20 protein-coding genes are annotated in these 20,417 nt (G+C 76.3%); 17 read left to right on the forward strand and 3 right to left on the reverse strand.

What is annotated here, in order from left to right:
* The first annotated feature begins 30 nt into the window (after positions 1-30).
* The 16 genes from AB0M03_RS06280 to AB0M03_RS06355 all read left to right on the forward strand — a co-directional run bounded on the left by AB0M03_RS06280 (position 31) and on the right by AB0M03_RS06355 (position 16,208).
* Positions 31-858 carry an SAF domain-containing protein gene (locus tag AB0M03_RS06280; RefSeq protein ID WP_363488998.1) on the forward strand — a complete coding sequence of 276 codons (828 nt, stop codon included), beginning with the start codon at positions 31-33 and terminating at the stop codon, positions 856-858.
* Positions 858-1,931, forward strand: a complete 1,074-nt coding sequence (locus AB0M03_RS06285) for a hypothetical protein (protein ID WP_363489000.1) — start codon at positions 858-860, stop codon at positions 1,929-1,931. The genes AB0M03_RS06280 and AB0M03_RS06285 overlap by 1 nt, the downstream gene beginning before the upstream one ends.
* Positions 1,921-3,465, forward strand: a complete 1,545-nt coding sequence (locus AB0M03_RS06290; RefSeq protein ID WP_363489002.1) for a CpaF/VirB11 family protein — start codon at positions 1,921-1,923, stop codon at positions 3,463-3,465. Before AB0M03_RS06285 ends, AB0M03_RS06290 begins: the two co-directional genes overlap by 11 nt.
* Positions 3,465-4,415, forward strand: coding sequence for a type II secretion system F family protein (locus AB0M03_RS06295; RefSeq protein ID WP_363489004.1), 951 nt, complete (start codon positions 3,465-3,467; stop codon positions 4,413-4,415). The genes AB0M03_RS06290 and AB0M03_RS06295 overlap by 1 nt, the downstream gene beginning before the upstream one ends.
* On the forward strand, positions 4,412-5,293 hold the full coding sequence (locus tag AB0M03_RS06300; RefSeq protein WP_363489006.1) for a hypothetical protein: 882 nt from the start codon (positions 4,412-4,414) through the stop codon (positions 5,291-5,293). The genes AB0M03_RS06295 and AB0M03_RS06300 overlap by 4 nt, the downstream gene beginning before the upstream one ends.
* Positions 5,294-5,335: 42 nt before the next feature.
* Entirely contained in the window at positions 5,336-5,611 is a 276-nt protein-coding gene (locus AB0M03_RS06305) for a hypothetical protein (protein ID WP_363489008.1), read from the forward strand.
* Positions 5,608-6,018, forward strand: a complete 411-nt coding sequence (locus AB0M03_RS06310; RefSeq protein ID WP_363489010.1) for a TadE/TadG family type IV pilus assembly protein — start codon at positions 5,608-5,610, stop codon at positions 6,016-6,018. The genes AB0M03_RS06305 and AB0M03_RS06310 overlap by 4 nt, the downstream gene beginning before the upstream one ends.
* Positions 6,018-6,476, forward strand: coding sequence for a TadE/TadG family type IV pilus assembly protein (locus tag AB0M03_RS06315; RefSeq protein ID WP_363489012.1), 459 nt, complete (start codon positions 6,018-6,020; stop codon positions 6,474-6,476). Before AB0M03_RS06310 ends, AB0M03_RS06315 begins: the two co-directional genes overlap by 1 nt.
* Positions 6,477-6,520: 44 nt before the next feature.
* The gene (locus tag AB0M03_RS06320) at positions 6,521-6,952 is read left to right on the forward strand and encodes a hypothetical protein (RefSeq protein ID WP_363489014.1); all 432 of its coding nucleotides are present in this window, start codon (positions 6,521-6,523) and stop codon (positions 6,950-6,952) included.
* Positions 6,952-10,710, forward strand: coding sequence for a LysM peptidoglycan-binding domain-containing protein (locus tag AB0M03_RS06325; RefSeq protein ID WP_363489016.1), 3,759 nt, complete (start codon positions 6,952-6,954; stop codon positions 10,708-10,710). Before AB0M03_RS06320 ends, AB0M03_RS06325 begins: the two co-directional genes overlap by 1 nt.
* 147 nt (positions 10,711-10,857) lie before the next feature.
* Positions 10,858-11,232, forward strand: coding sequence for a GatB/YqeY domain-containing protein (locus AB0M03_RS06330; RefSeq protein WP_363489018.1), 375 nt, complete (start codon positions 10,858-10,860; stop codon positions 11,230-11,232).
* Between the two features lie 91 nt (positions 11,233-11,323).
* Entirely contained in the window at positions 11,324-12,022 is a 699-nt protein-coding gene (locus AB0M03_RS06335) for a hypothetical protein (RefSeq protein ID WP_363489020.1), read from the forward strand.
* Between the two features lie 79 nt (positions 12,023-12,101).
* Positions 12,102-12,230, forward strand: coding sequence for a hypothetical protein (locus AB0M03_RS06340; RefSeq protein ID WP_363489022.1), 129 nt, complete (start codon positions 12,102-12,104; stop codon positions 12,228-12,230).
* A gap of 39 nt (positions 12,231-12,269) precedes the next feature.
* The gene (locus AB0M03_RS06345) at positions 12,270-13,064 is read left to right on the forward strand and encodes a zinc-binding dehydrogenase (protein ID WP_363489024.1); all 795 of its coding nucleotides are present in this window, start codon (positions 12,270-12,272) and stop codon (positions 13,062-13,064) included.
* A gap of 82 nt (positions 13,065-13,146) precedes the next feature.
* Positions 13,147-14,190: a S66 peptidase family protein gene (locus AB0M03_RS06350; RefSeq protein WP_363489026.1), complete on the forward strand. Its 1,044-nt coding sequence runs from the start codon at positions 13,147-13,149 to the stop codon at positions 14,188-14,190.
* Between the two features lie 161 nt (positions 14,191-14,351).
* A complete protein-coding gene (locus AB0M03_RS06355) occupies positions 14,352-16,208 on the forward strand; it encodes a hypothetical protein (RefSeq protein ID WP_363489028.1) in 1,857 nt (618 codons plus the stop codon).
* 119 nt (positions 16,209-16,327) lie between these two features.
* Here AB0M03_RS06355 and fabG read toward each other — a convergent pair whose 3' ends face one another.
* The 3 genes from fabG to AB0M03_RS06370 are packed head-to-tail and all read right to left on the reverse strand — an operon-like array spanning position 16,328 to position 19,461.
* Positions 16,328-17,086, reverse strand: a complete 759-nt coding sequence (gene fabG, locus AB0M03_RS06360) for a 3-oxoacyl-ACP reductase FabG (protein WP_363489030.1) — start codon at positions 17,084-17,086, stop codon at positions 16,328-16,330.
* An 11-nt stretch (positions 17,087-17,097) separates the two neighbouring features.
* Positions 17,098-18,285, reverse strand: coding sequence for an acetyl-CoA C-acyltransferase (locus AB0M03_RS06365; RefSeq protein ID WP_363489032.1), 1,188 nt, complete (start codon positions 18,283-18,285; stop codon positions 17,098-17,100).
* 27 nt (positions 18,286-18,312) lie between these two features.
* Positions 18,313-19,461: an acyl-CoA dehydrogenase family protein gene (locus AB0M03_RS06370; protein ID WP_363489034.1), complete on the reverse strand. Its 1,149-nt coding sequence runs from the start codon at positions 19,459-19,461 to the stop codon at positions 18,313-18,315.
* Between the two features lie 126 nt (positions 19,462-19,587).
* Between AB0M03_RS06370 and AB0M03_RS06375 the strand changes: the two genes are divergently transcribed.
* Positions 19,588-20,220: a TetR/AcrR family transcriptional regulator gene (locus tag AB0M03_RS06375; RefSeq protein ID WP_363489036.1), complete on the forward strand. Its 633-nt coding sequence runs from the start codon at positions 19,588-19,590 to the stop codon at positions 20,218-20,220.
* The last annotated feature ends 197 nt before the right edge of the window (positions 20,221-20,417 follow it).

Below are 20,417 nucleotides of genomic sequence, written 5' to 3' on the forward strand. Positions count from 1 at the left end.
AACCACAGCTCCGGAAAGGCCCCCAGCCCGGTGGAAACCCGCAACGTCCCGACGCCGAGCGCAGGCAGCGCAGCCCTCGCCCCCGACCCGGTCCGCCCCGCCCCGCACGTGCCGCCGCGCACCCTGCGGGCACGCCGGCGCAGGCCCGCCGTGCTGGCGATGGCGGTCGCGCTGATCGCGGCCGGCGGACTCGGCGGTGCGGCGCTCTACACCAGTTCGGGGCAGCGGATCGCCGTCCTGGCCCTGGCCCGTGACGTCCCGATGGGCCAGACCATCACCGCCGACGACCTGGTCGTCGCCCACATCGCCGGCGACCCGGCCCTGCGGCCCCTGGACGCCCGGGACCGGGCCCGCACCGTCGGGCTGCGCGCCACCACCGACCTCAAGCGCGGCGCCCTGCTGCTGAAGGCGGACCTGACCGCCGATCCGGCCCTGCAGCCGGGCCAGCAGGTCGTCGGCCTGGCCGCCAAGCGCACCCAGCTGCCGGCCACCCGGCTGCAGTCCGGCCTGCAGGTGCTCGTGGTGTTCACCCCCGACGCCAAGTCCGACCAGCCGGCCGTCCGGACACCGGAGACGCTCTCCGCCGTGGTGGTGGGCGTCGGCAAGGTCGACACCGATGGCAGCCAGGTGGTCGACGTGGCCGTCCCCGCGGGCGACGGCCCGCGGCTGGCGGGCTGGGTGGCCACCGGCAGGTTCCAGGTGATCCTGGCGCCCCGGGCGGCGGCCGCCGCGCCCGACCCGGCACCCTCCGCGGGCGGCACCGCGGCAGCCGGAAGCCCGGGCGCCGCCCCCTCGGGCAGCGCGTCCGGGAAGGCCACCGGCAGCCCGCGCAGCGGCGCGACGGGGGGTGGCACCTGATGGCCGTCGTCGCCGTGGTCGGCGGCCCCGGAGCGCCCGGCGCCACCACCACCGCCCTCGCCCTGCTGCTCTCCTGGCCGCTGCGGCCCGGCCGCCGGGTGCTGCTCGCCGAGTGCGACCCGGACGGCGGCGCCGTGCTCGCCGGCGCCCTCGAGGGCCGCATCGAGGCGGTGTACGGGCTGCGCAACCTGGCCGTGGCGGACCGCCGCGGCCTGCTCGCCCAGACCATGTGGGAGCAGCTCGTCGACCTGTCCCCGGACGGCGCCGCGGACCGGCTGCTGCTGCCCGGCCTCACCGACCCGGCGCAGGCGCCCGGCCTCGCCTACACCTGGGAGCCGCTGGCCGACACCTTCCATGCGCTCGACGCCCACGGCTACGACGTGATCGTCGATCTCGGCCGCTCCGGGGCACTGGGCCCGGGTGCCGTGCTGGCCCGGCAGGCCGACGTGGTGGCGGCGTCCGTCCGGACCACGCTGCGCGGCCTGTCCGCGGCCCGGCCCCGCCTCGCCGCCCTGCGGGACGACCTCGAGACCTCCGGTTCGGGGGCCGACGCGCTCGGCCTGCTGCCGGTCGCCGAGGGCCCGTACCCGCTGGCGGAGGCCGCCCGGGAGCTCGGCGTCTCGGCGCTCGGCCTGCTGCCGTTCGCGCCGCGCACCGCACGGGTGCTCTCCGACGGCGGGGACACCGCCGACCGGCGCTTCGTCCGCTCCGAACTGATGCGCACGGTGCGCAGTGCGGCCGACCGCATCCAGGAGGTCGCGGCCCGGCGGCGGCATCGGCTCGTCCCGCAGCCCCATGAGCAGTCGGCACCGCCGCAGGCCGACCGGCCGCAGGAGACGTACCCCCGGGCCGACCGGCCGCAGGGCGGGTACCCGCAGCCCGGGCCGGTGCTCGGCCCGGTGCAGGGGCGCCGGCCGTGGGCGGCGCCGGCCCCCGAGCAGCCGTACCCGTCGGGCTTCCCGCAGCACATCGCCCCGCCGGCCGCGCCGCAGCCGCCGGCGCCCGCGCCGTTCCCGCCGCCGGACCGGCAGCAGCCGCAGACCGGGTACGGGGAGGTGCTCCGTGCGCGGTAGTCCGCTCCAGCAGGGGCCGTCCTCGCTGCCCTGGCCGGTGCCCGTCCCGGCCGGACCGGCCGGCGGGTTCACCACGGGACCGGTCCGGCCGGCGGCCCCGGTGCCCCCGGCGGCCGCCGTGCCGCCCGTGCACGCACTGCAGCCGGTCGGCGCCAAGCCCGCGGTGGACCCGCAGGTCGCCCGCGAGCTCAAGCGCCAGGTCGCGGCCGAACTCCACCAGCAGCTGTCCAAGTTGGAGGGCGCCGGCGAGGTCGACCGGGCCACCCGGCGGCAGCGCGGCCGAGCCCTGATCGAGGAGGCGGTGGCCCGCTGGTCCGACGCGTACGCGCAGACCCACGGCATCCCGCCCACCCGGGACCAGGACCGCGCCCTCGCCGAGGCCGTCTACGACCTGCTGTTCCGGGCCGGCCGCCTGCAGCCGTACCTGGACGACCCGGAGATCGAGAACATCCTGGTCAACGGCTGCGACGACGTGTGGGTGTCGCGGGCCAACGAGCCGCTGCGGCAGGTCCCGCCGATCGCCGACAACGACGCCGAACTCGTCGAACTGCTCCAGGACCTGGCCCGCCAGCACGGCGGCGGCGAGCGCACCCTCTCCACCGCCAGCCCCACCCTGGCACTGCGGCTGGAGGGCGGGATGCGCCTGCAGGCGCTGACCGAGGTCACCCCGCGCCCGTACGTGGCGATCCGCCGGCACCGGGTCGCCTCGGCGACGCTCGGCGACCTGGTCGGCCTCGGCACGCTCGACCCGACGCTGGCGGCCTTCCTGGCGGCCGCGATCCGGGCCAAGAAGAACGTGATGATCACCGGCACCCAGGGCGTCGGCAAGACCAGCCTGCTGCGCGCCATGGCCGCCGAGATCCCGCCGGACGAGCGGGTCGGCACCCTGGAGACCGAGTACGAGCTGTGGCTGCACACCCTCGGCCACCTGCGCCAGGTGGTGCCGATGGAGGCCCGCGAGGGCAACGGCGAGCGGGTCGACGGCCGGATCGCCGGCGAGCTGACCATCGGTGAACTCATCCCCGCCGCGCTGCGGATGACGCTCTCCCGGATCATCGTCGGCGAGGTCCGCTCCGCCGAGGTGGTGCCCATGCTGCGGGTCATGACCAACGGCGAGGGCGGCTCGATGTGCACCCTGCACGCCCGTGCCCCGCACATGGTCGTCGACCGCATCGCCGAACTCTGCCTGGAGTACGGCGCCCACATGACCGACAGCCTCGCCTACCGGCTCACCGCCAACGCCGTCGACTTCGTCGTGCACGTCGCCATGGTCGACGAGACCGCCGTCGGCGGCCGCCGGCACCGCTTCGTCTCGCACGTCCTGGAGGTCACCGGCCTCGGCGAGAGCGGCCGCCCGGCGATGAACCAGGTCTTCGGCCCGCGCCCCGAACAGGGCGAGCCGAGGGCCGTCCCGCACACCCCGCCGCAGTGCCTGGACGACCTGCGCCGGGCCGGCTTCGACGCCGGCCTGCTGCAGTCCCCGTACGGCAGTTGGGGCGCCCCGCTGGCGCTGCGGATCGGCGGTGGCCGCTGATGCTGCTCTTCGTGCTCTGCGGCCTCGCCGTCGCCGGGGGCCTGGTCGCGCTGGTCGGCGGCCTGGTCGGCACCCGGGAGGCCCCGCCCGAGACCCGGCCCGGCACCGGCCGGCTGCACGTCCTCTGGTACGGAGCCCCCGGCACCGCCACCCCCGGCCGGGCCCGGCAGCGGCGCATCCAGGCGGTGCTCGCGCTGGCCGGCGGCGCCGGCGCCTGGCTGTTCACCGGCATCCCGCTGACCGCCCTCCTGGTGCCGCTCGCCGTCTTCGGCCTGCCCTGGCTGTACGACGCCACCCGCTCCGACACCCGGCGGATCGAACGCCTGGAGGCGCTCGCCGAGTGGACCCAGCGCCTCGCCGACGTGCTGCTGCTCGGCGTCGGCCTCAACCAGGCCATCGTCACCAGCCGCCGCACCGCCCCGCCCGGCCTGGAGGCCGAGATCAACGACCTCGCCGCCCGGCTGCAGTCCCGCTGGCGGCCGGAGGACGCGCTGCGCGCCTTCGGCGACGAACTCGCCGACGCCACCGCCGACAAGGTGCTCGCCGCCCTGCTGCTGCGGGCCGGCGACAGCGGCCCCGGCCTGGCCCGGGCGCTCGCCGACATCGCCGACTCGGTGCGCGAGGAGGTCCGCCAGCGCCGCACCATCGAGGCCGACCGGGCCAAGCACCGCACCACCGTGCGCTGGCTGGTCGGCATCATCCTGGCGGTGATCCTGGTCGGCGCGTTCAACTCCCGCTACACCGCGCCCTATGCGAGCGTCACCGGCCAGGTGGTGCTGGCCGTGGTCGCCGCCGCCTTCGTCGCGGTGATCGCCTGGATGCGCTCGCTGGCCGCGCACACCCCGCTGCCCCGGCTGATCGAACCCGACCGGCGCAGCAAGGCCGGCCGGCTGCCCGGCGACCCGGCCGAGCCGGAGCCGGTCCCGGCGGCCGCCGAGGAGGCCCGATGATCTCGCCCTGGGCCGTGCTGGCGGGCGGCGCCGCCGCAGGCGGCCTCGCCCTGCTGCTCGCCGAACTCCGCCCCGCCCCGCCGGACCTCGGCCAGGCCCTGGGCCGGCTGCACCGCACCCCGGACCCGCGGCCCGTCGAGGACACCAGGCCCGCCTGGTACGACCGGATCGGCGCCGACTCGCTGCGGCTGCCCGGCGCCCGCATCCCGCACCGGCAGCTCGCCCTGATCGGCCGCAGCCCGGCCCGGTTCATGGCGCACAAGCTGCTCTTCGCGCTGGTCGGCCTGATGCTGCCCGGCTACCTGGCGGCGATGGCCACGGTGGCCGGGATCGGCCTGCCGATCGCCGTCCCGCTGCTCGCCGGGCCGCTGCTCGCGGCGGTGCTGTGGCTCGTCCCGGACGGCATCGTCGCCGGCGAGGCCGAGGAGGCCCGCACCGAGTACCTGCACGGCATCGCCGCCTACCTGGAACTCGTCGCGCTGGAGCGGGCCGCGGACTGCGGCCCCGCCGAGGCGCTGCGCCGGGCCGCCGCGGTCGGCCGCGGCACCGTCTTCCGGCGGATCAGGGACGCCCTGGAGCGCGCCGCCACCGACCGGCTGCCGCCCTGGGACGGCCTCGACGCGCTCGCCGAGGACCTCGGCCTGACCCCCCTCCAGGACCTCGCGGACATCATGCGGATCTCCGGCACCGACGGCGCCGCCGTGTACGACACCCTGCGTGCCCGCGCCAAGAGCCTCCGCGGCGAACTCCTCGCCGAGGAACTGGCGCAGGCCAACACCGACAGCGAGCGGATGGTCGCGCCCGGCGCGGTCCTCACCCTGCTCATGACGGTGCTGATCGTCTTCCCCGCGCTGTACCAGATGCTCGACGTCAGCTGAGCAGCCGACGACCACCGACCGCCCCGTCCTGGAGACCACACCATGACCCCGATCACGGCCTGGTTCAAGACCCTGTTGACCGCCCTGCTGCTGCCCGTGCTGCTGCCGCTGCGGCTCGGCGCGCCCTTCCTGCATTTCCGCCTCGGCAGACTGCGCGCCGCCCGCGCCGCCGGCGACCGCGGCGCGATCAGCATCGAACTCGCGCTCACCATCATCGTCATGGTCGCCATCGCCGGTGCGGTGCTGGCCGCGGTCAAGGTGCTCGCCGGCAAGGCCCAGAACAAGATCCCCACCGACGTCCCGGACGCGGTGAAGTGATCCGTCGCCCGCGCGTCCCCGCCGCCCTCCGCGACCGCGGGGCGGTCGTCCTCGGCCTCGCCGTCCTCTTCCCGGTCGTGCTGCTCGCCGTCATGCTCGTGGTGCAGGCCTCGCTCTGGTGGTACGCCGACCAGGCCGCCCTCACCGCGCTGCGCGAGGGCGTGGACGCCGGCCGGGTGCAGGGCGCCGTCGCCGGGGACGGGGACGCCCGGGTGAAGGAGTTCCTGGCCCGCTTCGGCAAGCTCGCCGAACTCGAGAGCGTGGACCACACCGGTTCGGACGCCGAGACCCAGCAGATGACGGTGACGGTCCGTCCGCAGTCGATCGTGCCGTTCTTCGACCGGCTGACGATCACCGAGACGCTCAGCGCACCCCGCGAGCGGTTCGTCCCGCAGGGCGGGCAGTGATGACCGGCCCCGCCCCGCGCCGGCCGCGGACCGCCGCCGGCCCCGACGCCGGCGGCGTCCCGGTCGAGGCGGCGCTGCTGCTGCCGGTGGTGCTCGCCTTCGTGCTCATCGTCGTCGCCGCCGGCCGGGTGCAGAGCACCGGCGCCGTCGTCGACGCCGCCGCCCGGGCCGGCGCCCGCGCCGCCTCGCTGGCCCGCACCGAGGACGGCGCCCGGCAGGCCGCCGCCGACGCCGTCCAGGACGTCCTCGGCCGCCGCAGCGTCCGCTGCTCGCAGGAGCCGGTCACACCGGTCTCGTACGGCACCGTGCAGACCCCGGGCGGCGAACTCGACACCGTCACCGTGCGGGTGCGGTGCTCGGTGCCGCTGCGCGACCTGCTGGGTGTGGACGGGCTCCAGGGGGACAAGACCATGACGGGGGAGTTCACCTCGGTCGTCGACCGGTACCGCGGCGACTGAGCAGGAGAGGGGGGCCGGTGGCACACCGGAGGAGACTGCCGCGGTTGCGCCGCGGACCGGACGACGGAGCACTGTCGCTGTACGTCGCGATCTGCGCGGCGGCCCTGGTCGTCCTGGTCGGCATCGTGCTCGACCTCGGCGGCCGGCTGCGCGCCATCGAACGCGCCGACGCGCGCGCCCAGGAGGCCGCCCGCGTCGCCGGCCAGCAGCTCGACGTGGAGGCCGTCCTGCAGGGCCGCGGCTACCGCATCGTCAGCGAGCAGGCCGCCGCGCAGGCCGCCGACGAGTACCTGGCGGCGTACAACCTCACGGGCAGGACCCGGCTGGTGGACGAACGCACCGTCGAGGTGCGGACCACCGGCACCTACACCAGCGCCCTGATCGGCGCGGTGCTCCCCGACTTCACCCACCTCGAGGTGCACGGGTACGGCAAGGCCACCCTCGTGCACGGCATCACGGAAGCGGAGAACGGCTGATGGCCGCGCGACGAGCCAACGACCCCGCCCGTACGGCCTCCCCGGGCACCCCGGCGCCTCCCGGCGGCGGCGTCCGGCGACCGGTGCCCGTCCGGCCCCGGCGCCGCAGGACCGCCGGCTCGGTGGCCGCCGCCCTCGCCTCACTGGTCGCCCTGGCCGCCCTGCTGGCCGGCCTGCCCGCCCTGCTCGGCTACGGCACCCTCGCGGTCGCCTCGATGGGCGAACCCGCCACCGGCGGCGGCCTGGCCGGCCTGCTGACCAGCCCCGACGACGGACGGCTGTTCCTGTGGGCACTGGTCGGCGTCGGCTGGATCGCCTGGCTGTGCTTCGCCGCCGCCGTCCTGCTGGAGATTCCCGCGCAGCTGCGCGGCCGTGCCGCCCGCCGCATCCCGGCCTTCGGCTGGAGCCAGCGGATCGCGGCCGGCCTGGTCGGCTCCGTCCTCGCGCTGCTCCCGGTGGCCGGCTCGGCGTTCGCCGCCACCCCCGAGCGCGGCCCGCAGGCCGTGGCGGCCGCTCTGCCCGCCTCGCCCCAGTACGCCGCGCTGCCCGCGGCCGCACCCGCCGCGGCCCCGGCCGCGCCCGCCCAGGACCACCCCGTCTACACGGTGCGCGACACCCGCCCCGCCGACAGCCTCTGGTCCATCGCCGAGCGCCAACTCGGCTCGGGCGAGCGCTGGCAGGAGATCGCCCGGCTCAACGACGGCCGGGTGATGGACGATTCCGGGCGTCGCTTCGACGCGGACCGGCCGATCCACCCGGGCTGGAAACTGCAGATGCCCTCCGACGCCAAGGCCGACGCGGCCGCCGGAGCCCCCGCCGCCCAGCAGCCGCAGCCGCACACCCCCCAGCACGCCACCGTGACCGTCGCCCCCGGCGACAGCCTGTCCGCCATCGCCCTGCGGGAGTTGGGCAACGGGGACGAATGGCCCAAGCTGTTCGAGGCCAACCGGGGTGTGCGCGCCCCCGACGGCGAGCGGCTCACCGACCCGGACCTCCTGGTCCCCGGCATGGTGCTGGCCGTCCCCGGCGCGCCGGCCGCCGAACCGCAGCCCCAGCCCCAGCCCCAGCAGCCGGACCCGGAGCCGCCGGCGGCCGACACCACCCCGGCCCCGGCCACCCCCGCACCGGCCACCCCGGCGCCGACGGCCCCGAGCACTCCCGCCCCGAACACCCCCGCGGCGATGACCCCGGCCCCCGCCGACACCGCGCCCACCGCCGTGCCGGCCGGCACCGGCACCACGGCCCACGCGGCCTCCGGCGACTACACCGCCGCCCTCGCCGCCTCCACCGTCGGCGTCCTGCTCGCCGCCATCATGATCGGCACGGTCTCCCGCCGCCGCGGGGACCAGCAGCGCGCCCGCAAGCCGCGCCACCGCATCGCCCTCCCCGACCCGCCCGCCGCCGCCTTCGAGGCCGAACTGAAGGCACGCCAGAACGTGCCCGCACTCGAACTGCTCGACCGGGCGCTGCGCACCCTGGCCCGCAACACCGTCCGCAACGGCAAGCGGCTGCCCGCCCTGGTCGCCGCGCGGATCACCCCCGGCCGCACGGTCGAACTCCACCTGTCCGGCCCGGCCGTGCCGATCGCGCCGTTCCGCGCCGCACACGCCAACAACGTGTGGTGGTGCCCGGAGGACTCGAACGAACTGCTCTCGCCCGGCCAGGCCGCCAAGTCCGCCGCGCCCTACCCGGCGCTGGTGACGCTCGGCAGCGCACCGGACGGCTCGGTCGTCCTCGCCGACCTGGAGACCGTCCGGCTGGTCCACCTCTCCGGCCACCCGGACGACTCCCACGACGTCCTGCGCACCCTCGCGCTGGAACTCGCCCACAGCCCGCTCGCCGACCGACTCCACCTGCACCTGGTCGGCTTCGCCGAGGACCTGCCGATCGCCGGCCGCGCCGCCGAACGCGTCCACCGCTACGACACCCTGGAGCACGCCCTCGGAGCGCTCGGCCCGCGCACCGCCCGCGCCCGCGCCACCCTGGTCGCCGCCGAGGCCACCAGCCCGCGCGACGCCCGCAGCCGCGGGCAGGCCGACGACTCCTGGGTGCCGGAGATCGTGCTCTCCGCCCAGCCCCCCGGCGGCGACGTGCCCGCCGAACTCGGCCGGCTCCTCGACGCCAAGCCGCGCAGCTGCCTCGCCGTCGTCACCCGCGCCCCGGAGCGCGGCGCCGGCCCGGTCGCCCGCTGGACGCTCCCCAGCACCGGCGCGGCCACCCTGCCCGGCCTGCACCTCCAGGTGGAGCTCCAGCGGCTGGACCGGACGCAGTACGGGCACCTCGTCGAGCTCGTCCGCAGCTCCGGCGACACCACCCAGCACCCGGCGCCCGAATGGACCCTGGACGGCCCCGGCGTCGACCTCGAACCCGCCGAACTGCCCGTTCCCGTCCCCGTCCTGGCCGCCGTCGGCCCCTTTGACGGACACCGGGACGGCGCGAACGGCAGCGCCGACCCCGAGGCGGACCCGGCCGGGCCCGGGGCAGGTCCCCGCCTGATCGCCCGCGTCATCGGCACCGGGGCCAGCCCGTTCGCGGGCACCGACCCCACCGCGACCCCGCCGCGGAAGGACGGACCGGCCGCCGGCCGGCCCGTGCCCCCGGTCACCGCGGTACCGCCGCTCACCGCCGTCCCCTCGCCCGCGCCGCAGCCCCCGGCCGGGCCCGATCCCGCCGCGCCGCCCGCCGACCGGGCACCGCGCCACACCGCCAACGGCATCGGCCGGCACGCCGCCTCGGGCCCCGCCCGCCTGCCGCAGCCCGAACCGGCCCGCCCGGAACCGCCGCAGCCCGTGCCGCCGCAGCCCGTGCCCCCGCAGTCCCTTCCCGAGCAGTCCGTTCCCGACCGGCCGGGTCCGGTGCCGACGCCGGCTCCCGAACCGGCTCCCACCCATGACCCGGCCCCCGACACCGCGGCCCCGGCCGGCCCGGCCCGTGCCGCCGCGGCCCGCACCGACAGCGCCGAACTGCTGGCCATCCTCCGCTCCCCGGAGGCGCACACCGGCCGTTCGGCGCCCCGGGTACGGCTGCTCGGGCCGGTCGACATCACCGGCGCCACCGGGACGACCGAGCCGGTCGCCGTACCCCGGCTCACCGAGCTCGCCGCCCTGCTGGCACTGCGCCCGGGCATCGACCACGGCACCCTCGACCGGGCCCTGCACCCCGGCGCGGCCCACCTCACCGAACTGGCACCGGGTCTCGCCGCCAGCCCGCTGCCGGGCAAACTCACCCGCCTCGCCGCCTGGCTGGGCGCCTCCCAGGACGGCCGCGCCTACCTGCGCACCGACCAGCCGGAGGGCTACACCCTGGCACCGACCGTCACCTGCGACTGGGACGAGTTCCGCGGGCTCTACCGGCGCGGCATGCGGTCCACCAGCTCCACCGCGGACGCCGCGCTCGCCCACGCACTCGCCCTCGTCCGCGGCGCACCGTTCGCCGAGGCCGCGGCCGGCACGTACGGCTGGGCCGAGCCCGAGCGGCAGGACATGCTCGCCGCGATCGTCGACACGGCGCACGAACTCGCCGTCCGGCGGCTCCAGTACGGCGACCACCGCACCGCGGAGGCCGCGATCTTCCGGGGGCTCGCCGTCGCCCCGGACGTCGAACTCCTGCACCGCGACCTGTTCTACGCCTACGCCTCGGCGGGCGCCCGCGACCAGCTCGTCCGCGCCGTCAACCGCCTGGACGCCCTGAGCCGCCGCACCGGCCGCGACCTCGACCCGGACACCGTCGCCCTCCTCCGCGACCTCCTCGCCGCCTAGAAGGGGCACCCGCGATCAGGGGCAAGCGAAATCAGGGGCGTGTGGGGGCTCCCCCAGCCTTCGGCCGGGAGGTGCCCCTACGCGCCCCTGGGATGCCCCCACCAATTTCGGTCGCGGGGGAGGCGGCACGCCGGTTAGCGTCCGGCCATGACGAGCGAGTCGACGACCACGGACATGCCCCTGCGCCCCCGCCTGCGGGCCGCCCTCACGGCGGCCATGAAGGCGCGCGACAAGGTGGCCGTCGATGCCCTGCGGCCCACCCTGGCGGCGCTGGACAACGCCGAGGCTGTGGAGCGCCCCGAGGGCACCGACCGGAACCTCGCGGTCGAGCTGATCCTGGTCGGCGCCGGCGCCGCGGAGGTGCTCCGCCGTGAGCTGACCGAGGAGCAGATCGTGGGGATCGTCCGGGCCGAGGCGGCCGAGCGGTCCGAGGCGGCCGAGGCGTACGAGCGCGCCGGTCGGGCCGACCGGGCGGAGCGGCTGCGTGCCGAGGCCGCCGTACTGCTGGCCCACCTGGCCTGAGCGGGCCGAGCAGGCCGAGCGGGCCCCGTGGGATGTCAGTGCCGGGCGGCAGGATGCGGTGCAGCAGCGAGTACCGCACCGAGGAGCCGCCGTGACCGACCTGACATCCGACCGGCCCGTGTCGTTCGTCGACGGGTGGTGCGCCACCGACCTGGGCGACCATCGGCCGTGCCGGGGCACCTACGAGTGGTACCCGTACGAGAGCCTGCCGCCGCTCGCGGCGGACCGGTTCGACGGGGGCTTCGGCTGGCTCGGCGGCCTCGGCCCGGCGGATCCGGAGCGGGTGGCGCTGCTGGACGGCGTCTCGGCGGCCCTCGCCGGGACGGGCATGCAGCTGCCCGCGGACTTCACGGCCTTCCACACCTCGGCCCGCTGCCACGGGGCGCTGGACGAGGTGTCGGTGACGGCCTGTTGGACGGACGTCTCGGGCCCGCTGCCCAGCCCGGTCGAGCCCGGCGCCCGGCTGGTCCGCTTCCTGCGGGACCAGCAGGACTGCGTGCTCTGGTACCTGTACCTGCGCCCCTCGGGGGAGTCCTTCGTGGTCGCCTCGCCGCTGGACTTCGAGGACCTGCCGGAGTGGGACGAGGCGGACGGCGCGGCCGACCTCAGTGCGGCGATCGCCCGCTGCGCCCCGACCTTCGAGGAGTTCGCCTACCGCTTCTGGGTGGAGAACCGGCTCTGGTTCGCGGTGCACGGCGAGGGGCCGCCGTCCGAGCCCGCCCTCGCCGAGTACCTGGCGCACTACACCGGCACTGCGGAGGCCGCGTCCCCGGGGCCCGTGGCCGGTTGACTCGAAGCGCGGTTGACTTGAAGTGCGGTTGAGCTTGCAGGCTTGACCCGACGGAGTCGGAACGAGCCGGGGAGCGGTCGTGCGGGCAGTGTGGTTGCGGGAGTTCGGCGGGCCCGAGGTGCTGGTGGCGGGGGAGGCACCCGATCCGGTGCCGGGCCCGGGGCAGGTGGTGGTGGACGTCGTGTACGCCAACACCACCTTCGTCTAGACGCAGTTCCGGGCGACCGGGCGCGGCCCGTTCGCCGCGGTGCCGCCGCTCGTCCCCGGCAACGGCGTCGGCGGCGTGGTGTCGGCGGTCGGCGACGGGGTGGACGCCGGGCTGGTCGGTCGCCGGGTGGTGACCGCCACCGGAGGCTCGGGCGGGTACGCCGAGCGGGCGGTCGCCGCCGCCGACAGCCTGTTCGAGGTGCCCGAAGGGCTGGCCCTGGCCGATGCGGTGGCGCTGCTCGCGGACGGCCGCACCGCGCTCCTCCAGCTGCGGGCCGCCCGGGTCGGCGCCGGGGACAGGGTGCTCGTCCTCGCGGCCGCCGGCGGGGTCGGCAGCCTGCTGGTGCAGCTGGCCGCCGCTGCGGGCGCGACGGTGGTCGGTGCGGCGGGCGGTGCCCGCAAGGCGGCCGTTGCGGCGGAACTCGGCGCGAAGTACGCGGTGGACTACCGGGAGGCCGGCTGGCCGGAGCTCGTCCGGTCCGGCACCGGCGGGCTGGACGTCGTGTTCGACGGAGTCGGCGGCGATCTCGCCCGGGCCGCTTTCGAGTTGCTCGCTCCCGGCGGACGGATGGTCAGCTACGGTCTGGCGGGCGGCACCTGGGCGGCGATCCCGCCGGAGGCGGCCGCGGCCCGCGGCGTGGAACTCGTCGCACCGGGCCGGCCCGACCCGGCGCTGCTGCGCGCCGCCACCGCGGAGGCCCTCGCCGAAGGAGCGGCCGGCCGGCTCCGTCCGCTGATCGGGCAGCGCTTCCCGTTGGAGCGTGCGGCCGAGGCGCATGCCGCGATCGAGTCCAGGGCGACCACCGGCAAGACCCTGCTGGTCGTCCGGGAGTAGGACCGCCCGTCACCGCGGACCGGATGCCGTGCGCTGCCGAATTCACCGGGGAGCGGGGTACGGGCGAACCTACGATCGGGTCATGACAGCTCCCTCGTACCCGCCCAAGCCGAAGCCCGGCGACCGGGTGGCGATCCTCTCGCCGTCCTCCGGTCTGCCCGCCGTCCTGCCGCTGCCCTTCGACCTCGGCCTGCGTCGGCTGGCCGAGGAGTTCGGCCTGAAGCCGGTGGAGTACCCGACCACCCGCCGGATGGGCTGCTCGCCGCAGGAGCGGGCGGCCGACATCCACGCGGCCTTCGCCGACCCGGAGATCAAGGCGGTGATCGCCAGCATCGGCGGCGACGACCAGATCACCGTGCTGCCGCACCTGGACGACGAGCTGATCCGGGCCAACCCCAAGCCGTTCTTCGGGTTCAGCGACAACACCAACCTGCTCACCCACCTGTGGAACCTCGGCATCGTCGGCTACCACGGGGCGAGCGTGATGACCGAGTTCGGCCGCCCCGGCGGCCTGCACCCCGTCACCACCGCCTCGGCGCGCGCCGCGCTCTTCACCTCCGGCCCGTACGAACTGGCCGAGCCCACCGGGTTCAACGACATCGACCGGCCCTGGCAGGACCCGGCGACCTTCGAGACCGAGGCGCAGATGCAGCCCTCCGAGGGGTGGATCTGGCACCGGCCCGAGCGGGTGGCCGAGGGGGTGAGCTGGGGCGGCAACCTGGAGATCCTCGGCCGGCTGATGACGGCCGACCGGGGCATCCGCAGCCCCGAGGCGTACGAGGGGTGCGTGCTCTTCCTCGAGACCTCGGAGGAACTCCCCTCCGGCGAGGAGGTGTTCAGGATCCTGCGCACCATGGGGGAGCGGGGGCTGCTCGCCCGCTTCCCCGCGCTGCTGATGGGCCGGGCGAAGGCGTGGTCCTTAGACCGGCCGAACGAGGCCGGGCAGCGTGCCGCGTACCGGGCCGAGCAGCGCGAGGCGGTGCTCCGCGCGCTGGCCGCGTACGCGCCGGACACCATGGCGGTGTTCGACGTCGACCTCGGGCACACCGACCCGCAGGTGGTGATCCCGTACGGCGGCACCGTCCGGGTGGACGGACCCGCCCGCCGGATCACCGTGACCTACTGACGGACCGACGGCTGCGCCGCCCGCCACCGCGGGCGATCGTCGACCCGGCCTGGAACCGCCACCGGATCACCCCGTATGGTGGCGCAATCGTGTGCGGTGGCGGTCACCGTGCAGGCAGGGACGATGCCGCGGCGGGCGGCGGGGCGGGGCGGTGACCGGGCGTGGCGGACGTGACAGCGGCCTCCGGGGGCGGGGAACGGACGCCGTTCGACACGGACGTGCCCCCGCGGTTGGTGCCGCACCGGCCCGCGGAGGAGCCGGCCGACGGGCCCGCCCCGGTGCCCAGCACCGGCTGGACGACCACCATGCCGGCCATCACACTGCCGCCCGTCCCGCCGGCCCCTCCCGCGCCGCCGGCCCAGCCGCCCGGCCCGGCCCCCGCGCCCGCCCCGGCCGCTGCGCCGTCCGCGGGCCCCGGCCCCGCCCAGCCCCTGCTGCGCGGCTTCGGTGCGGGCCTGCGAGGCCGCATCCTGGTCGTCGAGGGCGGCTACGCCAGCACCGGCCGCAGACCCTGGGGCCGCGGCAGCGCCCAGGCCCCGGTGCTCTCGGCGATGCTCGCGGGCGTCTCCCCGCACATCCTGCTGGCCTCGGACTCGGTGGACGCGGTGCACCTGCCCGGGGCCGGCGACCCGCAGACCGTGCTCGCACACCTGCGGGCGGCCTCCCGGCACCCCGGTCCGCTGCTCGTCCACATCGGCGGGCACCTGGTCACCGACCGCCGCGCCGAGCAGCTCTTCCTGACGCTCCGTGACGCGCGGTCGCACGACACCCTGCCCTGGCAGGCCCTCGCCGACGAGCTGCGCCACCGCCCCGCGGAGTGGGACACCCTGATCATCGGCGACCTGAGTGCGGACCAGACCGCCTGGCCGCTGGTGCAGAGCGCGATCTCGCCGCTCACCGACGGCGTGCCGCTGTGGGCCGTCGTCAACCCCGACCCGGACCAGGTCGGCACGTTCACCCGCGCGCTGATCGAGGTGCTGCACGTCGGTGTGCCCGGCGCCGGGCCGGTGCTCGCGCCCGAGGAACTGCGCCGCCAGGTGCACTCGGTGCTCCGCCCGGACGCCGCGCTGCTGCTCTCGCACGCCCCGGACCGCCCGGTGTTCCGCAACACCTCGCGGCAGATCGGCGACCGGTCCACCGAGGCCCGGCTGAGCGAGGCGCCGCGCCCCGCCGCCGTGCAGCCGAAGCGGCCGGCGGCCAAGCCGCCTCGGCCCCGCCCGGCGGCGTACGTGCCGGCCGCGCCGCGGGTGCAGCTGGCCAAGGCGCAGAAGGCGGCGCCGCGCGGTCCGGTCTCGCTGCTCAAGCCCGGTGTGCCGCCGACCCCGCCGCGTCCGGCCCGCCCGGTGTCGCTGCTGAAGCGGCTGCCCGGCGATCCGCCCGTGCCCCCGCCGATGCCCGAGCTGACCCCGGAGGAGGAGGCGGCCATGATGGAGGCCGCCAAGCGGCCGGTGCCCGAGCCGACCACCGCCCCGCCCGGGGCGCTGCGGGTGGAGCTGGGCAAGCCCGCCCCCGCCGCGCAGACCCCGGCCCGGGTGGAGCTGGGCAAGCCCGTCCCCGCCGGGGCGGCCCCGGCGGGCGGCCCGCTCGCCGACTACCGCGACGCGGTCGGCCGGATCGTCCGGGCGGCCGACGCCGGGGAGCACGACTCGGCGGCCGAACTCGCCCTCGCCCTGGAGGACGAGGCGGTGGCGGCGCACGGCCCGATCGCACCCCAGGTGCTGCAGGTCCGTCAGGTCCGGGCGCACGTCTCCCGGCTGGCTGGCCGTACGGTGCTGGCCGCCGACCTCTACCGGCAGGTGGCGCTGGCCCTGCTGGACACGGCCGGCCCGGACGACCCGGAGACCCAACGGGCGGCGACCAACGCCGAGGCCTGCTGGCGGGCCGTCACCGACCGGGCGGAGGCGCTCCGGATCGCCCCGGAGATCATCGAACTGCGCGCCCACCTGCCCGGCCAGGACGGCCGCAAACTGCGCGCCGCCGAACGCCACCTGGCCAAACTGGCGGCCGCCCCGGCCTGAAGGGCACCCGGGTAGTCGCTTCAGGATTCGCCAGGAGCACCACTCCCGGACCGCGCAGATCCCCGCGCCCCTACGAGGCACTCACAAGGGGCGCGGGGATCACCCGCCCGCGGGCGGGGTCAGCGGGCGCCGCCGTTGATGTACAGCGTCTGCCCGCTCACGTACGAGGCGTCCTCGCTGGCCAGGAAGGCCACCACCGAGGCGACCTCCTCCGGCTGCCCGACCCGGCGCAGCGGGGTGCGCTCGGCGGCCAGCGCCTGGTGGTCCTCGGCGCTGGAGCCGACCCGCTCGGCGGTGGCGGCGGTCATCGCGGTGGCGATGTAGCCGGGGGCGACCGCGTTGACGTTGATGTTGAACGGGCCGAGCTCGATCGCCAGGGTGGCGGTGAGGCCCTGGATGCCGGCCTTGGCGGCGGCGTAGTTGGCCTGCCCGCGGTTGCCGAGCGCGGAGCGCGAGCTCAGCGAGACGATCTTGCCGTACTTCTGCTTCACCATGTACTTCTGCGCCACGTGGCTGCAGTTGTAGGCGCTGGTGAGGTTGACGGTGAGGACGGCGTCCCAGTCGCTCTTCGCCATCTTGAAGAACAGGTTGTCCCGGGTGATGCCGGCGTTGTTGATCAGGATGTGCAGCGCGCCCAGGTCCTCGACGATCTGCGCGAACACCGCCTCCACCGCGTCGTAGTCGGCCACGTCGCAGCCGTACGCGCGGGCGGTGCCGCCCTTGGCGGTGATGGCGTCGGCGGTGGCCTGCGCCCGCTCGGCGGTGAGGTCGACGACGGCCACGGCCGCGCCCTCCTCGGCGAGCCGGGCGGCGGTGGCCGCGCCGATGCCCTGGGCGGCGCCGGTCACCACGGCGACCTTGCCTGCGAATCGCGTCATCTGATCTGCCCTCAGTTCTTCTCGACGAGTACGGCGGTGCCCTGTCCGACACCGACGCACATGGTGGCCAGGCCGCGCCGGGCGCCGGTCCGGCGCATCCGGTGCAGCAGGGTGGTGAGGATGCGGGCGCCGGAGCCGCCCAGCGGGTGGCCGAGCGCGATGGCTCCGCCGCTCGGGTTGACCAGGTCGTGGTCGAAGCCGAGCTCGTTGACGCAGGCGAGGGCCTGGGCGGCGAAGGCCTCGTTGAACTCGGCCTCCTCGACGTCGCCGACCTGCCAGCCGGCCCGGGCGAGCACCTTGCGGGTCGCGGGGACGGGGCCGATGCCCATGACGTCCGGGTGGACGCCGGCCGAGGCGCCCGCTACGTAGCGGCCGAGCGGCTCCAGGCCGAGCCGGCCCAGTGCTTCCTCGGAGACCAGCAGCAGGGCGGCGGCGCCGTCGTTCATCGGCGAGGCGTTGCCGGCGGTGACGGTGCCGTCGGTCCGGAAGACCGGCTTGAGGCGGGCCAGCTTCTCGAGGGTGGTGTCCTCGCGGATCGACTCGTCGGCGGTGACGGTGACCCCGTCGGGCCGGACGACGGGCAGCAGCTCGGCGTCGAAGTGGCCGTCCTTGCGGGCGGCGGCGGCCCGCTGGTGGCTGCGCAGCGCGAAGGCGTCCTGCTGCTCGCGGGTGACGCCGAAGCGTGCGGCGACCTCCTCGGCGGTCTCGCCCATGGAGAGGACGCCGTGCAGCTCCTTCATCCGCGGGTTGGTGAGCCGCCAGCCGAGCCGGGTGTCGAAGGTCTCCATCCGGTGCGGCATCGCCTCGTCGGGGCGGGGCAGCACGAAGGGGGCGCGGGTCATCGACTCGCAGCCGCCGGCGACGACGACCTCGGCCTCGCCGGAGCCGATCGTCCGGGCGGCGGCGGTGACGGCCTCCATGCCGGAGGCGCACAGCCGGTTGACGGTGGCGCCGGGGATGCTGTCGGGCAGCCCGGCGAGCAGCACGGCCATCCGGGCGGCGTTGCGGTTGTCCTCGCCGGCCTGGTTGGCGGCGCCCCAGTAGACGTCGTCGATGAGGGCGGGGTCGAGCTGCGGCACGTCGGCCAGCAGACCGGAGAGGACGGCGGCCGACAGGTCGTCGGGCCGGACGGTGGACAGCGCGCCGCGCAGCCGCCCGATCGGGGTGCGGCGGGCAGCGGCGAAGTAGACGGGACGCACTTCGTCGGGCTCCTGTTCTGGTGGGTTCTAGAACGCGTTGATGCCGGTCAGGGATCGCCCGATCAGCAGCTTGTGGATCTGGCTGGTGCCCTCGTAGAGGGTCATGACGCGCGCGTCGCGCAGGTACTTGCCGACCGGGTACTCGTCGATGAACCCGTACCCGCCGAAGACCTGCAGGGCGTTGTTGGCGGCGCGCACGGCCGCCTCGCTGGCGTACAGCTTGGCGGTGGAGGACTCGGTGGCGAAGGGCAGACCGCGCTCGATCAGGTCGGCGACCTTCCAGGTGAGCAGCCGGGAGGCCTCGACGTCGACGGCGATGTCGGCGAGCAGCTCCTGCACCAGCTGGTGGGAGGCGATCGGCTTGCCGAACTGCTCGCGCTCGCCGGCGTACTTCACCGCGGCCTCCAGGCAGGCCCGGGCGATGCCGACGCAGCCTGCGGCGACCGACATCCGGCCCTTGGCCAGGGCGGACATCGCGATCTTGAAGCCGGCGCCCTCGGCGCCGAGCCGGGCGCTGTCGGGCACCCGGACGCCGTCCAGGACGAGTTCGGCGGTGGCCTGGCCGCGCAGCCCGAGCTTGCCGTGGATCGTGCGCCGCTCGAAGCCGGGTAGGCCGGTCTCCACCAGGAAGGCGGTGATGCCGCGGTGGCCCGGCTCGCCGGTGCGGGCGAACACCAGGGCGACCTCGGCCCAGGTGCCGTTGGTGATGAACATCTTGCTGCCGCTGATCAGCCAGTCCCCGCCGTCGCGGACGGCCCGGGTGGTCAGGTTGGCCGCGTCGGAGCCGGTCCCGGGCTCGGTGAGCGCGAAGCAGCCGAGCGCCTCGCCGGAAGTGAGCCGGGGCAGCCACTCCCGCTTCTGCTCCTCGGTGCCGTACCCGGCGACCGACTTGGCGACCAGGCCGAGTGAGACGGAGACGATGCCGCGCACCGCGGAGTCGCCGCGGCCGAGCTCCTCCAGCACCAGGCAGTACGCCAGGTGGTCGCCGCCGCTGCCGCCGTACTCCTCGGGGATCGTCAGGCCGAGGAGTCCGAGCTTGCCGAGTTTGCCGACGATGCCGGGGTCGACGGACTCGGCGCGGTCCCAGGCGGCTGCGTGCGGGACTATCTCGCGGTCGGTGAAGGCCGCGGCGAGGTCGCGGACGGCGGCCTGCTCCTCGGACAGCTCGAGATTCATGGCGGCGGATGCTCCATAAACTAGCAGTGCAAGTTTTAATGGGACTGTAGCCCCCACCGCCCCGCCCGCGGAAGGGGCCGCCTGCAAGAATGTGCGACACCCCACCCGATCGGAGGCCGCGACCGCATGGCCCGCCCACGCACCCCGCTGCTCAGCCGCGAGCGGATCGTCGCCGCCGCACTCGCCCTGGTCGACGCCGACGGCCTGGACGCGCTCTCCACCCGGCGCCTCGCCACCGAGCTCTCCGTCAGCGGGCCCTCCCTCTACAACCACTTCGCCACCAAGGACGACCTCCTCGACGCCGTGGTCGACAGCGTGATGGGCGAGGTCGACCTCTCGATGTTCGACGCGCCGGACGACTGGCGCGCGGCCCTCCGCGACTGGGCCCGCTCCTACCGCGCCGCCCTCGCCGCCCACCCCAACGTCGTCCCCGTCCTCGCCCAGGGCCCCGGCCGCCGCCCCAACGCGCTGCGCCTCGCCGACGCCGTCTTCGGCTGCCTCGTCGACGCCGGCTGGCCCCGCGGCCAGGCCACCCGGATCGGCGCCCTGATGCGCTACTTCATCACCGGCTCCGCGCTCGGCTCCTTCGCCGGCGGCTTCCCCGAGGACGCCGCCGTCTATGCCGCCGACTACCCGCACCTCGGCGAGGCCCACCTGCTCGCCGAACACCGCCGCTCCATCGACGAGGGCGCCTTCGAGACCGGCCTGGAGGCCCTGCTCGACGGCCTCGCCCTGCGCCACCCCGCGGCAGCCGGCTGAGCCGCACCCCGATGGGTCGCACCCGGGCCGGGGGCGTTTGCCGGAGCCGCCGGACGGTGATTCCCGGGGGTTGTCCCCTCGCCGCCCCATCCGGAGGCATCGCCGTGCAGCCACGACCCCGCCAGGCCCGCGGCCGCCGCACCCGGCCCGCTCGGTGCTCGCCGCCGCCCCCGCCCTGACCGGCGTGCTGCTCGCAC

Origin of the sequence: Kitasatospora sp. NPDC051914 (assembly GCF_040680995.1) — a bacterium.
GTDB lineage: Bacteria > Actinomycetota > Actinomycetes > Streptomycetales > Streptomycetaceae > Kitasatospora.

Excerpts from the sequence above, each read along its gene's own strand:
- AB0M03_RS06285 (WP_363489000.1), top strand. The coding sequence starts at position 858 with ATGGCCGTCGTCGCCGTGGTCGGCGGCCCCGGAGCGCCCGGCGCCACC.
- AB0M03_RS06295 (WP_363489004.1), top strand. The coding sequence starts at position 3,465 with ATGCTGCTCTTCGTGCTCTGCGGCCTCGCCGTCGCCGGGGGCCTGGTC.
- AB0M03_RS06300 (WP_363489006.1), top strand. The coding sequence starts at position 4,412 with ATGATCTCGCCCTGGGCCGTGCTGGCGGGCGGCGCCGCCGCAGGCGGC.
- AB0M03_RS06305 (WP_363489008.1), top strand. The coding sequence starts at position 5,336 with ATGACCCCGATCACGGCCTGGTTCAAGACCCTGTTGACCGCCCTGCTG.
- AB0M03_RS06315 (WP_363489012.1), top strand. The coding sequence starts at position 6,018 with ATGACCGGCCCCGCCCCGCGCCGGCCGCGGACCGCCGCCGGCCCCGAC.
- AB0M03_RS06325 (WP_363489016.1), top strand. The coding sequence starts at position 6,952 with ATGGCCGCGCGACGAGCCAACGACCCCGCCCGTACGGCCTCCCCGGGC.
- AB0M03_RS06330 (WP_363489018.1), top strand. The coding sequence starts at position 10,858 with ATGACGAGCGAGTCGACGACCACGGACATGCCCCTGCGCCCCCGCCTG.
- AB0M03_RS06350 (WP_363489026.1), top strand. The coding sequence starts at position 13,147 with ATGACAGCTCCCTCGTACCCGCCCAAGCCGAAGCCCGGCGACCGGGTG.
- fabG (WP_363489030.1), bottom strand. The coding sequence starts at position 17,086 with ATGACGCGATTCGCAGGCAAGGTCGCCGTGGTGACCGGCGCCGCCCAG.
- AB0M03_RS06370 (WP_363489034.1), bottom strand. The coding sequence starts at position 19,461 with ATGAATCTCGAGCTGTCCGAGGAGCAGGCCGCCGTCCGCGACCTCGCC.
- AB0M03_RS06375 (WP_363489036.1), top strand. The coding sequence starts at position 19,588 with ATGGCCCGCCCACGCACCCCGCTGCTCAGCCGCGAGCGGATCGTCGCC.